Origin of the sequence: Lysinibacillus sp. NPDC093197 (genome assembly GCF_044754025.1) — a bacterium.
Lineage (GTDB): Bacteria > Bacillota > Bacilli > Bacillales_A > Planococcaceae > Lysinibacillus.
In genome coordinates this window covers 428393-442446 of sequence record NZ_JBIVOH010000001.1, presented here as the reverse complement: position 1 = coordinate 442446, position 14054 = coordinate 428393, and the positions used below count along the sequence as shown (strand labels likewise).

The following is a 14054-nucleotide window of genomic DNA, read 5'->3' as shown; positions in this document are numbered from 1 at the left end:
ATAACATATAAAAGCCGTGAAATAAAATAGTAACGTAATGATTATATATTTTCGCTTTATTAATAATCCCTTTGTTAATACTAGCATTTGTATACAGTATATTGGATAATTACAGGAACATAGGAGGTATGAAATTTGAATATTAAACGAATAGATCATATAGGTGTAATCGTAAACGATCTCTCTGCCGCTAAAAAGTTTTTTATCGATTTTGGGCTTGAGGTGAAAGCAGAATGGGATATGGAAGGAGAGTTAATGGGATATGCAGTTGGGCTTAATGACGCTAAAGTAGCGTGTGTTGGTTTGGGAACATCAGACGGTCCAACATGGATAGAGCTAATCAAATTTTATTCGCCATCAGATGATACAGATATTCAGCAACCCTTTGCAAATACACTAGGTATCCGCCATATAGCATTTACTGTTGAAGATATTGAAGCAGTTGTCGCCAAATTGAAAAAGAATGGGTCCGAAATCTTTAGTGAGATACAGCAGTATGAAGAAAGTTATAAATTATGCTATGTTCGTGGTCCAGAGGGAATTATTTTGGAGTTGGCTGAGGAAATCAAGTAAGCATGTTAATTAAAATGAAGATGTAACTCTTTGTTACTTAGTGGTGGATATTTGTACTGTTAAGATGTTAAACCTAAAGCGGTGCAACACTTCAGAGCAAGAAATTAGACATTGGTAAGTGAACTATAATAAAAGGCAAGTAGATACTTAGTGTAATTATTATCGTCAGTAATCATATATAATAGTGACAAAAGCCTATGACTAAAGTTATAATTCTTTTGGGGAAATAAGTAGAAATATTACTGACGGATCGCCGTATGTGATGAAAATCACCTGTACGGTGAAGGCTCGTTATAAAACCTAAAAAGAAATGGTATAAGACGAGAATAGCTTGTTAGCAGCACCAACTTTAATAACGGATTCTACAAATAACTACCTAGACAATGTATTGGAAATTAGCTTCTCTTCTAATAGTGCTTGGGAATCTAAATTAAGTTCCATATCAATTAGTACGGACGGAGGAGTAAATTTTATTCCTTTAAATTTTATTTCTTCATGGGTTAGTCCAGGAAAAATCACAATTCCTAAAGGCATGCCTTCAGGTTTGTTGATTTTCAAGTTTCATGCTACCGGCTATGAAGATGCTGTTGTTAGTCAAACTGTACTTAAACCATTAGCCGAAGTTAGAATAAAAACAAAAGACGCTAGTATTGTACAAGTGGACAACTCAATTGGATTTATAACAGTTAAATCGACAGCAACAGTCGCTGAAATTAAAGCAGCAATTGAATCTTACAATGGCTCCGCACAAAGTTATATGTTCAGAAAAAATATCGGTGATGATAATTTCGACTATACAGAATCAAATACGATATCAGAGATCTATGTATCATGGTTGGACATTATCTCTGAAGATGGTTCGTCAAAAGGGCAATATTTAATAAATGTTATTAAATGAACAAAATGAGAACGTCCATTATGGCGTTCTTTTCTTTTTGCACATTTGTTTCAGTTTGTTTAGTGAAGAGCTTGATACATGAAATAAGGAAAGAAAGTCGTTACAAACTAATTTTTTAAACGATAGAACTATTTTAGAGGGGAGTATATATTAGATGTGAGAATGATTGAGCCAAAAATGACCTATAATCTTGGACAAGTTATTTTGCTAACACTGTACCTGCCTGAAATCACATAGGGAACATGGCATGACGAGCGATGAGGTTGACGAAACGCATGGGATGCCTATGCGTATTTTGACATATAGTAATAATCAAGTGAAAGCGATGGGTGTAAAATGGAAGGTGCAATAGGCGGCTGAATACAGTCAGAATAACGTGTAGTATGTAAAGTATGGTTATAGGGTTACGGGAGAGTGGGATAAGAGAGAAAATTGGTTCTAATATAGAAACATTTAGATATTGAGATTGCATTCAATCTAACAGGTTATTCAAGTATTTACTTTTTAGGATTCACTTCAGAGGCCGCTGGTGGAGTGTTATATACTACTTTCCCTAGTTACATTATAGTACGAAGTTAGTAAAGATAAATACCAATCGTGAGTATTAGATTTTCGAATGAACTCGATAAATAATAACAATTATATTTCTAGTAAAAGAAAGGTTAGTGTTGAAAGCTAAAGGTGTTTTAAAAAGAATTACTATAGGTATTGTTAGCTCACTTTTTATCTCTAGTGTAGCTAATAGATTAGCAGGAAGTCATATAAGCTATAGCTACTGAGGAGATAGTCGTATTTATATATTTTATCCATGGCCATCAAAGACGTTGACAGCTTATATATTTCTTTCAGAGATCCTATTCTACTATGAAATCTGCTATTTTCCCATCTAGATTTTTAATCATCAACATCGAATTTTCCTGAATGATTCCTGTATCTACGAAACCAAATGAAACGTATAATGATCTAGCTATGATATTACTTGTTCGATAAAAGAGGGCTACATATTCTGCTTCCCCATATGGCATGGTTTCAATATCCATCAACATTTTTTCAAATGCAATTTTGCCATATCCCTTTCCCTGATAACTCTTTTCAATCATAATATGCCAAATAAAATAGCACTTCTTCCCGTAAAAACCTTCATTTTCAAATGATTCATGATCCAGCGTATCGTAAATATACATCAAAAATCCGACCGCAATTCCATCAGCATAAATGGCAATGGGAGTCGCAGGTATCCCATCTGCGTTCAACATATGAGCGTCTGCAAAGCTTCTGAGGTTAGTAGTTTCTATAAAGTCTTTCTGGTTTTCTCCAACTTCAAGCGCAATTACTTCATCTATGTTATCCCCGGATATTTTTCGAAATTCAATCATTTTTTTATCTCCTCTCCTAAGACAAGCTACTCCTATACATACCTAAAATATTTCAAATAACCTTTCCATAATTCTTAAAATAGAGTACACAAAATATTCAATAATGCTAACTTTTTCCACTATGATTTCTAATCCATATTACTGTCAAAATCCATCTTATTTAGGCAATTGTATCATATATATTTACAAATTATAGTGTTTTATTACAAATTATAGGTTTTCGTTACAATTGATCATTCTCGCTTGGCGTAAAAGAAGGAAAGGGTTTAATTTATTTCCAATCGAACAATGAATATGAAGATGAGTCCGGTTATTACCATTTTCTTCAGGAAGCGGAGAAAAGTGACGCGCTATTTCAAAGATGTCCTGGGTATTAAATGAGTGAAACGTTCTTCAAATACACAATGAACCTCTTGATTTACAGAAATTTCGGGTATTTGTGCAAGTGCTTCTTCGATTATTGTACAAGGTGATTATCGTGATATGGAAGCGATGAAACAATTGTTTATAAACAAACAACCCGAATATGTAAACCTATAAACAAAAACGAAAAAGTCAGCGAAGCGTTAAAGCTGATGATGGATGCACAATAAGCAGTAAATTGCAGAAGGTGAGTGAGGCTATCGATGTAACTGATTAAATGTAATTGATCAGATTGAAGAGGAATTAGTCGATGAACAATAATCTTGCCTATAAGTAAAACTTGTCGTTTCTTGCGCTTACCCGGGAAATTATTTTGCGTATGTGGGCTAGGTCAGTAATTGAAGGAGGGGGGATTGTATTAAAAGCAACCTCACCTAAATGGTGAGGTTATAATTTATGGCAATGCAATAAAGATTTGATTATTGCTTCACCCATTGATTTGCAAAAGGAGAGTGGGGTATCCATTTTGCACTTGTAGCCATAATGTTATTTCCTGCTTGGTCAGTAATGGTATTTTTTAATATAACGGCATCATGAATGTGAACTGTACTCATATTCACAAGTATTTGGTGGCTATTAGTATTGTAAATAGCTGAATATAAAAAGTTTATACCCGTAACTGTAATCTGAGCGGCAACATCGGCTCCGTTTTGAACTGGAACACCACCAATATAAGCTTGTTCGCCAATATCAAATGTAAATTGAAGATCATGAATATGGGTAACAGCTACTATAGGCGCTATTGTATCGCTATTCTCGTCTTATCCTTCTCAGTTTTATAACGAGCTTTCACCGTACAGGCGACTTTCATCGCATACGGCGATCCGTCAGCGATAGATGCTAAAACTTATTTCCCCGCGGTTAATAATAAATCAATTTACGTAAGGGCTGTACTGACGAATGTTAATGGTGTTGTTAATACAATAAAAATAACAGTAAGCCTTTGCTTGCGTTTAGTGTGTTACTGAACAATAGGAGGATTAAACGAAAATAGAGAGATTAAAATATCTCTCTATAATTCAACTATATATTAATATTACTTATTTCTTTCAAGTACTTCGATACGCTTTTCTAATTTTTTAATCTTCATGTCATTAAGTACGGCAATGACTGTCGCTGCTATGGCGAAGGTGAAGACTACGTAAGTAACACCAAGCATTAGCATACCTCCTAATTTTTGTGAATTTAATTGTAACATAAAAAGCGGTTGCAGACGCTACAGCTTGAATTGGAAAAACGATATATATAATTTAAGGTTAACTTAATAAGAAAGCCTTTAACGAAGCGTACAAACAAGTAAAATCTTCATGCGTAACTGTGCCATTCTTGAACTACGGGGATTGGAGAAAACAATTTACTGTTGATGGGTGAATAATTAAGGTTTTCAAAAAAAGTGAAATAAATCACCTCAATAGTATTTCTTTAAAGATAATTCCAGTATTGGATATTTATGTTAAAATTGGATTAGGTAAATAAATAATTCGAGGTGCCAATTTGAAAACATATAAAAGATATCTAATTCCCATATGGGCTGTCTTATTTGTTGTGTATTTATTTATATTGTTTATTTATCAAATTTCTCTATATGAAAAGCCTACTATTATATTTACAGTCATTTATATTTGTACTTCAACTATGATCAGTTTATTTGTAATAGGTGTAAAATCGAATAATAAAAAGTTAACAAATTTTATATCTATTCTAGCTATTATGCTTCTCTTCTTTTGTTCGATAGGTGTGGCTGGCTATTTTAATCATCATAAACATGATGATTTCCAGAAGAAAGAGATTTTATTAACGGGTGCATCGAAGGCATTCCAATCACTTAATATAAAAAGTGAAAATATAGTATCTGTTGAGGTTGGAGAATATACAAAAAAAGATGGTTTTCCTTTTAGATATAAAGTGAAAGTCGTAAGTTCTGACTCTGAAAAACCTTATTATTTCGAATGCTCAGATGATAAATGTGAAACGATGAGAAGGTATACATATCGAGTAGAAGATTAAAGGGAAGTTGGATTGTTTTTAAGGTATTTGTGTTCCTAATATACAAATTCCTTTTATTTTGTTTAAAAACTATTGAAGGTTATGCGACTAAGTAAAAAGATTAACTGTTTATAAAAAAAGTTACATCGTTTATCCATTTGGATGGTATAATTTTACGTATATTTAATTTAGAAGGAAGTGAATTCATGAGAGATTTAGAAAAAATCAAACTCGTGAAGCCACCATTTCCCAAGCTACGATGTTTTTCTTTCAAACCTATAATTATCTAGGAGAGGATTATTTTGAAGAAAAACATCGGAAACAAAACACCAAGCTTATTATTATTGATTGTTTTAGTAGGCTTCCCACAAATTAGTGAAACAATTTTTAGCCCATCATTACCTTCTATTGCAGAAGTGTTTGAAACTTCTATGAGTGATGCACAGCTTACGATGAGTGTATACTTTATCGCATTTGCCTTCGGAGTATTTTTCTTTGGCCGTCTATCCGACAAAATTGGTCGTCGGAAGGCAATGCTTTATGGGCTGTTTTTATATTTTGTTGGTAACGTACTTTGTTTAGTAGCAAATGAAATGGCAGTTTTATTAGTCGCACGCTTTATTCAAGCGTTTGGTGCGAGTGTCGGCTCTGTCGTAACACAAACGATTTTACGCGAAAGTTTTTCTGGTGTTGAGCGGCATAAACTGTTTGCTCAAATTTCAGCTGCCCTTGCCTTCACACCTGCCATTGGCCCATTAATCGGTGGTTTTACCGATTATTATTTTGGCTTTAAAGTCGTATTTTTCGTGTTAGTTGCTATGAGCATTATTGTATTTTGCTATGCGTATATACGCTTACCTGAAACAGCGCTAACAACAATTGAAATGAAGCCTATACTACCAATAGCGAAGCGCATGATTACAAATGCGCGTCTATGGCGCTACGGCGTATTAATTGGCGGTATTAACGGTGTATTATTTAGCTATTATACCGAAGCACCATTTATTTTTACGCAATACTTTACACTAACAAGTGCGGTATATGGTTTTTTAGGTATTATCGTTGCGCTCGCTTCTATTGCAGGTGCGATGCTTTCTAAACGACTTGTTAGCCAGACAAAACCTGAGAAGATTATCGTACAAGGGTTAGTCATGATGCTCATCGGTACATTGCTCGCTACATCGGTGCATTTTTTACCGATTGTATTACAAATGCCAACTATGATTGTTAGTGTGTTCATTATTTTATTTGGTACAGGTACCGCTTTACCAAACTGTTTAAGCTTAGCGCTCGTTGACTTTCAAGACGTCATTGGTTCTGCGGGTGCGATATTTAGCTTAGGTTATTATTTACTGGTCAGCGCTATAATTTATGGTATGAGTATTTTCCATAATGGAACAGTTTTAGCGATGCCACTATATTTTTTAGTAATAGGAATTGTTATGCTTTTAATAAGCGTACCCTTACTTAATAAAAAGCTGTGAATTCTCACGTTACGTTATAGGGACCACGTTTGAACTTTATTTTAAAGCTACTCTAATCGTTCCATTATATTAAAAAATTATCAATTATATAAAAGCATTCTCTTTTGAACTGCCCCGTAAAAGTTAGACACCAATCTAACTTTTACGGGGGTTTTTTATGGTAAAAGTAAGAGCTGCATTTTCACTCCAAATGGTGTAGTATAGCAAACTAGAACAAGAAATTGATAGTCAAATTCAAGCAACAATTATGAATTTCAGTCAAAGGAATGAAGTGAATTAATAATGTTGTAAATATAATAGATATTGTTATGTTGTTTTCTATCCTAAATAATCAAAAAGATAGTTCATGGAGAGGATGATTAGATGAGTAAAGACTTTATTATTTTTGGAGCAAGTCAAGGGCTTGGTGACGCCTTTGTAAAGGGTCTACCCATAGAGGGAGATACTGTATGGATGGTGTCAAGAACACGACCAGAAAGTTTGGATATTAATGATGGTGTAAATCGCAAATGGCTCTCCATAGATTTATCAAGTCAACAACAAATCTCTGCTTTAAAGGAAACATTAAAAGACATTGCAATAGATGTATTAATATATAATGTTGGCGTATGGGAAAAGCGTGGTTTCGAAGATGACTATACATTTGATAAGGATGAAATTGAATATATTTCCAACTTAATCAATATAAATCTAACTTCTACTATTACGTATATTCAAGCGCTTCTACCAAACTTAAGACAAGCTAAAAATGGAAAAGTCATTTTAATTGGTTCAACGGCAGGCTTAGAACATACAAATAGTTCACAGGTTTCATTTGTTGCATCTAAATTCGGCTTACGAGGCATTACAAATGCTCTACGTGAACATTTGAGAGGAGATAAAATTCCTGTCACTTGTATTAATCCAGGGGAGCTAGCAGCAGAAGTACCTTATGAAGAAGGTGCAGAAAAGGCAATTGATTTATATGAAGGTACACGTATACCTGTACAAGATATTGTTTCTATTGTGCAATGTGTGATTAATTTATCACCAGTTTCATGTGTTAAGGAAATTATTATCCCTTCAATAACAGACTTAAATGCTTAATCGTTTCAAAATAAGTAAATTTAATTACTAATATAATAGATTTTAAGCCTTTTACAATCGTCTATGGAGGACTTTTATTATGCAAAAAGGATCTGTTCAATAAAAACTGATACACTTGTATGAGGCTCTATGCAAGGGCGCTAGTTTCGTTGGATATCAAAAGCTCTAAGGTTTTGGAGAATTAATTCAAAGGAATTCACTGCCGTTGCCATACGATTTACATGGTGAATGGAAAGTTCATTAGAGTATCCACGAGGTAGCCCCGTAACGGTGCTATACATGAACTACGAGGATTAGAGAAAACGATTTAGAGAAAATAAAGTTTAAATTAAAAGCGTTAGTTTTCTTAGAGCTAATCATCTTTATTGTGTATATATGTCGGGATTTTTTGTGTAATACTTTAAAATGAGGTAAAATAAACCATATCAACATGTTAAAAGACACGAAAAATTATTTAATAGGAGGTAGAGTATATGAATGATAATAAGAAGAATGGGAAATTACAAATCTTAGCAATAGTTTTAATAATATCACTATTAGTTGTGGCATTTGTTACTTTTTTCTTAGGTCATTACATGGTCGGTTCAATTTTATTTGTAATCTTTATTATTATTTTGAATGCTATGAGTAGTTGGTCGAGAATGAAAAATACAGAGTACATTCATTTTAAGAATCATAAAAATAATGACAGATGGTAATTAAACCTAGTTTAGCCTATTGTACTTTTTCCTGTTACATATTAATTTACTCATACTTTATTACAAATCTACAGAAGCCATTCATTTTGAATGGCTTCTTATTGTGTCTTTTCTCTTCGCTTATATAGTGGATTAGGTCTAACTTGTTGAGTTCTTCACAAGAGGATTTGGATGTGCTTGGAGAAGGACAGCCCCCGATTTGAAGAAGTTAATTTAAGTAGTAAACATAATAGAAATCAAATATATATGGGCACAGTGGCAGTGATCATTGGCATTGTTGTGTTTTTCATTTTAAATAAAAGAAAAAGGTTGAATTAGTGATTGGTTAAATAGTAATTCAGAAAGAATTTTTGAACATTGCGATTTATGTTGATGATTTTGGTACTTCTCCCATTGCTGTATATGGTAGTGACTTCTTGCTTTATATGGCATGGAGACATATAGCTCTACTTGCAATTATTACTTAATCTCTGAAATTTAAGTTATTTAGTAAATAGAGAAAATTATCGTTATTCTTCTGAAGACTTATTCCATTATCGGGCGCTTTCTCGGAAAACTAGGAAAGTGTCTTACGCTTTATAGGAAATTGTGTTATTGAACGCTGCATTCATTAGAGGAGGTATTATTATGGAAATATACTGGGCAAACGGACAATATCAAGAAGATAAACGGATTTTTGATTCTCAGTTTGAAGTTTATGAATGGACAGACTCATTATATCAAGATTTCTCAAATTGCTTTTTGAGAAAAGAAAATATCGGTTATGCAACTCCTGATGCAAAGGTGATTGATTGTTTAACGGAATTAATACCACAATGGGCGGTATACACGAATGTAAATGTTACAATGCATAGAGATAAGATTGAGATAGACGGTAAGGATATGTATAGAATTTGGATTACTTATAGTAGATAAAGTTATTCCACAATTGGGCGTGATTCTGTAATAAGAATCAACGCTCGTTTTCAATAAAGGGCCATTTAATTGAATAAAGGAGATTGTGAAGAAAAGTACTTAAAGTAAAGGGGCAGTTTAGAAAGAGAAGGAAATAATGAATGGGTTAGAGAAATCAATTGTATCCGAGGAGGGGAAGTTAATGAGTAAAAATTTACAAGCTTTTTCTATTGTGTTCTTGGGAATATGTATTGTTTTAGGTTCATGGCTAATTTCCAAATCTTTAATAACTAACCATGTAGTTATTGATGAATCTAATAACGAACAAAATAGATATGATTTTATCACCATAGCATCCGACTACTTTGTCATTTTCGATAAACAAAAAGGGGAGTATTGGATGAAAATAGGTTCTTCTGATTGGGAAAAACAACTATCTTTTTCTAATTTAGCAGAATAGCGTGTTCAACAATCGGATCATATTGTTGAAAAACACCTCTTATTATTTAAAATTGGTAAATTTAGTTATAATTTATTAGGAGGTATAAATTGTGAAAATTCAATTATTTAGTGGAGAAAATGATGAGTTGGTGGATTTACTTTGCACAAACGATTGGAAATATCATATGAATCCCCAGTTAGAAAAAGGAGCTATTCAAAGGGCTGTAGAAAATGGTTATTATGCTGATGGAAGAAAGACATTTTGGATTATTCTAGATAACCGAAAGGTCGGAATAGTAATTATTGAGGACATTGAAGATTCAATCCCTTTGTTTGATATTCGTATTACTGAAGGAGCAAGAGGTAAAAATATTGGCACACAATCTTTGCTATGGGTAAAAGATTATTTATTCGGTGAAAAAGAAAAGATTAGAATTGAAGGGTACACTAGGGCTGATAATTTAGCAATGCGAAAATGTTTTTCGAAAGCTGGATTTGTAAAGGAAGGCTACTTAAGAAACGCGTGGGAAAATGAAGACGGGACAATTTCAGATACTGTATTATAAAGAAAATAAAATTACACAAACAAAGATAGATGTATTACCATATTAAAATTACATAAGTCAGTGTATTTTTAATTGGTACCTCAACTTCAACTACCATAGGCTTTAGATAAACATTCGGGTGCAGTACCTTCTGTAATAAGAATCAGCGCTCGTTTTCATTAAAAAGGTCATATTGTTAAAGGCTGCATTGAGATAATGAACTGGAGGGAGGGGTTAGTGAAAAATACATTTAGGAAATATTTTACAAATGTTGTGTGTTCAATGTTAAAATAAAAGTGAATAGTCTGTATGGAGGGAGAAAGCCATGTTATGGGTTGCAATCACCATCTATATACTTTTAATAATTAGTTCTTTTATTCTCGAAAAATTAGTGAAACGGAAATTTAATCTTGCAAAGGATATTAAATATAATAAAAGGTTCTCTAAAAATCAAACTTTAATAGAAAATTTAATGTTGATTATATTTTTTATTGGTTTATTTATGTCTAATATTACTGTTTTTGAAAAAAATATCTATCGTCCATTAAATCCAATCCCTACTTATTTGTGGTTATCGCTATATTTATTTGTATTATTTGGATTTAGAGGATATGTGGCAAAAAGAGTTGATACAGATTCGAGAGTATATTACATCCATTTCGTTTTCTCTGTGTGGTTTCCAATTATAATCATAATAGCCTATCGTGCTACCAAAATTTTACTATAACCTATTTATTAATTAAACAGCAGGGACTTTTGTTAAAGTTATTGAAATAAACCAGCTATAGAAACTCCTTTAGTATTCAACGATCGGGCGCGATTCTGTAATAAGAATTAGCGCTCGTTTTCATGAACGGGCCCAAGTTATTAGATAACAACCTTGTGTTAAATTTTACCTAATTTTGATTTAGTAGCCTATATAAAATCTCGTTGATAAGAAAAATAAAAAACAGATAGGACAGTATCAATAAATAATACTAGTTCTACCTGTTTCATTAATCAAACTTTTCTTACCTCGAACTATACTGAATATTAAGCTACTTTTTTTGCCTGTAATAAACTCAGATAATCAATATAAAAATAATTAACGAAAATGGCATAAGACGATGTGTTATAAATGAGAGCCCACAATTGATATTGACAATCGTTAGCATTGGTTCAAAATAACCTGTAGCCTCCATCGTATTCATATAGTATTATGCTGTTTCGTTTTCATGTCAGTTGGGAAGTCACCATCGACAAACATAAAAATGCCTGATTCAATCATAATCAAACTAAGTACGAAACATATATAGTCTGGGTCAGTTCGTTATAGAGTTTCCTTTTTTTACAATTATTTTACGCCTGGCACCCAACCAACATTACGTTTCATCATGTTCATTAGCGGCTCTGGAATGTTATTATCACGACTCATATCCATTTCAGTAATAACTGGTTCACCAGCCGCTACTTTTTCTACCCAGTGTGGTTCAATTAATAGCTCGCGACCAAGTGCAAGTAAATCAGCACCTGTTTCCATCGCTTCTTTCGCATCTTCTGGTGAATAAATAGAACCAACGCCTATGAACGGTACACGACCGTCAATCACGCGTTTTAAAATTTTAATACGATTTTCTTTTTCACCGCTATATCGACGCGCTTCTGCACGGAAATCACCTAATGAAATGTGTAAGTAATTGAGCTTTTCGTCTGCTAAACGATCTACAAGTTTAACGGTTTCATCTAGAGTGATACCGTCTTCTTCAGGTTCTTCTGGGCTAAAACGATAACCAACGATAAATTGGTCATCAGCATATTGCACTTTTGCACGGTTTATACTATCGATAATATTTAATAAGAATGTCATACGCTTTTCAACAGTTCCACCGTAACGGTCTGAACGTTTATTTGTAAGGCCAGAGAAGAATTGTTGTAATAAATACGTATTGGCACCGTGAATTTCCACACCATCAAATCCTGCTTCAATTGCACGACGTGTCGTTTCACCAAATGCTAAGACTATTTCCTCGATTTCTTCTACCGTTAATGCACGAGCCACACCGCCATCTGCTGCAATGGTTTCACTTGCGCTTACGACATCACCGTTTGGCACAAGGTCACGTACTGCTTGGCGTCCACCATGATAAATTTGTAAAATTGCTTTTGCGCCACCATCATGTATCGCATCAGCAATACGTTTTAAGCTCGGAATATATTCATCACTATGCGCAGAGATTTGACCTGGGAAGCCTTTCCCATTAGGAATTACGTAAGCACATGCTGTAATGACCATACCGACGCCAGATGAGCGCTCACGGTAATATGTAATTTCCGCTTCTGATACGGTATCATCAGCATTAGCTGAGTAAGTTGTCATTGGCGCCATCACGTAACGATTACGAATTGTGACGCCGTTATTAAAAGTAAATGGTGCTAAATAAGTTATCATGTTATTCACTCCTTCTAAAACAAGAGTAAATTTATCGGATTTAAAAGTCAAAGATTGCGCTTTACTACTATATTTTATTTGCTGGATTATTATAAAAAAAGCAATAGAACATAGGGGGACGGACCAAATTAGAAGGCCGAAAAGACGTATGAGCATCGATAATCTAAGATATATTATCAAACGCATATCAAACCGAGCTGGATTCCCTATAAACTACTCCATAAGCTTTAGTTCAATAAAGATCATCTTATAGATAAAACTTTTATAAAAGCCCCCCTGTACGTATCTCCTTTTGGATTTTTGCCCAGTAATCGCATTTTTATTGGATATTTATGTTAATATTGATATATATCTGGTATTGAAATCTATATGAAATAATTCCTGACAAATTGACTGGAGGAATAAAAATGCAAGGCTTTAAACGTTACTGCTCATTTGAATGGTTATTTGAGATGACTAATATAAGTTTTAAAGGATAGTAAAAGGAACAAAGTTTTCTTATTCAAATACAAAGGAGAGTGATAAAGAGATATGAAATCATATTCACATAAACCCGAAGTTTACGAATGCCCATTTTGTCGGGTAGTATCAGGTAAAGAAAAAACAAATAAGGGAACGAAACAAAGAGACATTATTTATCATAATAAACATGTAACAGCATTTATCGCAAGCAAGTGGTGGCCTAATAACATGGGGCATGTTCTCGTTGTTCCTAACGAACATTTTGAGAATATATATGAGCTTCCAGCAGAAGTAGCAGCTGAAATTCATCGTGCTGCTCAATTGACAGCGTTTGCGATGAAGAATACATATGGTTGTGATGGAGTTTCTACTCGACAACATAATGAACCTGCTGGAAATCAAGATGTGTGGCATTATCATCTTCACGTGTATCCAAGATATGAAAACGATAACCTATACCTAACCAAAGGTTACTACACTGACCCAGATGAACGTCCTTTCTATGCAGATAAGTTGCGTTCGTGGATAAGTGAAAACTATTGTAGTACCAACAATAGGTGAAATTTATTGTTATACCGTAATCGGGCGCGATTCTGTAATAAGAATCAGCGCTCGATTTCATTAAAGGGCAAGATTGTAGAATAACACCTTTTCATGAATGATTACTAAAGGACGCTTTGGGACTTTTATTATTTAACAAACTGAGTAATTATTTCAAAGGGAGGAAGAACTTTATAGTTAAAGTTAACGTTATAATATT

14 protein-coding genes are annotated in these 14054 nt (G+C 33.6%); 11 read left to right on the top strand and 3 right to left on the bottom strand.

Going from position 1 to position 14054, the window contains the following annotated elements; genetic code table 11:
• Positions 1-135 precede the first annotated feature (135 nt).
• The gene (locus tag ACIP9G_RS02255; RefSeq protein ID WP_340824214.1) at positions 136-573 is read left to right on the top strand and encodes a VOC family protein; all 438 of its coding nucleotides are present in this window, start codon (positions 136-138) and stop codon (positions 571-573) included.
• A gap of 331 nt (positions 574-904) precedes the next feature.
• The gene (locus ACIP9G_RS02250; RefSeq protein ID WP_401017064.1) at positions 905-1471 is read left to right on the top strand and encodes a hemoblobin-interacting domain-containing protein; all 567 of its coding nucleotides are present in this window, start codon (positions 905-907) and stop codon (positions 1469-1471) included.
• Between the two features lie 854 nt (positions 1472-2325).
• On the opposite strand, the gene ACIP9G_RS02245 is transcribed toward ACIP9G_RS02250, so the two are convergent.
• Both ACIP9G_RS02245 and ACIP9G_RS02240 read right to left on the bottom strand, forming a co-directional pair.
• On the bottom strand, positions 2326-2847 hold the full coding sequence (locus tag ACIP9G_RS02245; RefSeq protein ID WP_401017062.1) for a GNAT family N-acetyltransferase: 522 nt from the start codon (positions 2845-2847) through the stop codon (positions 2326-2328).
• A 1459-nt stretch (positions 2848-4306) separates the two neighbouring features.
• A complete protein-coding gene (locus tag ACIP9G_RS02240; RefSeq protein WP_401017061.1) occupies positions 4307-4429 on the bottom strand; it encodes a hypothetical protein in 123 nt (40 codons plus the stop codon).
• A 335-nt stretch (positions 4430-4764) separates the two neighbouring features.
• Between ACIP9G_RS02240 and ACIP9G_RS02235 the strand changes: the two genes are divergently transcribed.
• The 8 genes from ACIP9G_RS02235 (at position 4765) to ACIP9G_RS02200 (ending at position 11131) form a co-directional block, all read left to right on the top strand.
• Entirely contained in the window at positions 4765-5277 is a 513-nt protein-coding gene (locus ACIP9G_RS02235; protein ID WP_401017059.1) for a hypothetical protein, read from the top strand.
• Between the two features lie 281 nt (positions 5278-5558).
• A complete protein-coding gene (locus ACIP9G_RS02230) occupies positions 5559-6740 on the top strand; it encodes a multidrug effflux MFS transporter (protein WP_401017057.1) in 1182 nt (393 codons plus the stop codon).
• A 363-nt stretch (positions 6741-7103) separates the two neighbouring features.
• Complete coding sequence (locus ACIP9G_RS02225) at positions 7104-7826, top strand: SDR family NAD(P)-dependent oxidoreductase (RefSeq protein WP_401017055.1); 723 nt, start codon at positions 7104-7106, stop codon at positions 7824-7826.
• Positions 7827-8299: 473 nt separating this feature from the next.
• A complete protein-coding gene (locus ACIP9G_RS02220; protein WP_340824222.1) occupies positions 8300-8524 on the top strand; it encodes a hypothetical protein in 225 nt (74 codons plus the stop codon).
• Positions 8525-9151: 627 nt separating this feature from the next.
• On the top strand, positions 9152-9439 hold the full coding sequence (locus ACIP9G_RS02215; RefSeq protein WP_401017053.1) for a hypothetical protein: 288 nt from the start codon (positions 9152-9154) through the stop codon (positions 9437-9439).
• Positions 9440-9620: 181 nt separating this feature from the next.
• Positions 9621-9878, top strand: coding sequence for a hypothetical protein (locus ACIP9G_RS02210; RefSeq protein ID WP_401017051.1), 258 nt, complete (start codon positions 9621-9623; stop codon positions 9876-9878).
• Positions 9879-9969: 91 nt separating this feature from the next.
• Positions 9970-10425 (top strand): GNAT family N-acetyltransferase, encoded by a 456-nt coding sequence (locus tag ACIP9G_RS02205; RefSeq protein ID WP_401017049.1) that lies wholly within the window; start codon positions 9970-9972, stop codon positions 10423-10425.
• Positions 10426-10729: 304 nt separating this feature from the next.
• Positions 10730-11131 carry a DUF4181 domain-containing protein gene (locus tag ACIP9G_RS02200; protein WP_401017047.1) on the top strand — a complete coding sequence of 134 codons (402 nt, stop codon included), beginning with the start codon at positions 10730-10732 and terminating at the stop codon, positions 11129-11131.
• A 606-nt stretch (positions 11132-11737) separates the two neighbouring features.
• Here the strand turns inward: ACIP9G_RS02200 and ACIP9G_RS02195 are convergent.
• On the bottom strand, positions 11738-12832 hold the full coding sequence (locus ACIP9G_RS02195; RefSeq protein WP_401017046.1) for an NADH-dependent flavin oxidoreductase: 1095 nt from the start codon (positions 12830-12832) through the stop codon (positions 11738-11740).
• 531 nt (positions 12833-13363) lie between these two features.
• Here ACIP9G_RS02195 and ACIP9G_RS02190 point away from each other — a divergent pair.
• On the top strand, positions 13364-13855 hold the full coding sequence (locus ACIP9G_RS02190) for an HIT family protein (protein ID WP_401017045.1): 492 nt from the start codon (positions 13364-13366) through the stop codon (positions 13853-13855).
• The last annotated feature ends 199 nt before the right edge of the window (positions 13856-14054 follow it).

Coding starts and splice junctions, on each gene's coding strand:
- ACIP9G_RS02245 (WP_401017062.1), bottom strand. CDS start 2,847: ATGATTGAATTTCGAAAAATATCCGGGGATAACATAGATGAAGTAATT.
- ACIP9G_RS02240 (WP_401017061.1), bottom strand. CDS start 4,429: ATGCTTGGTGTTACTTACGTAGTCTTCACCTTCGCCATAGCAGCGACA.
- ACIP9G_RS02225 (WP_401017055.1), top strand. CDS start 7,104: ATGAGTAAAGACTTTATTATTTTTGGAGCAAGTCAAGGGCTTGGTGAC.
- ACIP9G_RS02220 (WP_340824222.1), top strand. CDS start 8,300: ATGAATGATAATAAGAAGAATGGGAAATTACAAATCTTAGCAATAGTT.
- ACIP9G_RS02215 (WP_401017053.1), top strand. CDS start 9,152: ATGGAAATATACTGGGCAAACGGACAATATCAAGAAGATAAACGGATT.
- ACIP9G_RS02210 (WP_401017051.1), top strand. CDS start 9,621: ATGAGTAAAAATTTACAAGCTTTTTCTATTGTGTTCTTGGGAATATGT.
- ACIP9G_RS02200 (WP_401017047.1), top strand. CDS start 10,730: ATGTTATGGGTTGCAATCACCATCTATATACTTTTAATAATTAGTTCT.
- ACIP9G_RS02195 (WP_401017046.1), bottom strand. CDS start 12,832: ATGATAACTTATTTAGCACCATTTACTTTTAATAACGGCGTCACAATT.
- ACIP9G_RS02190 (WP_401017045.1), top strand. CDS start 13,364: ATGAAATCATATTCACATAAACCCGAAGTTTACGAATGCCCATTTTGT.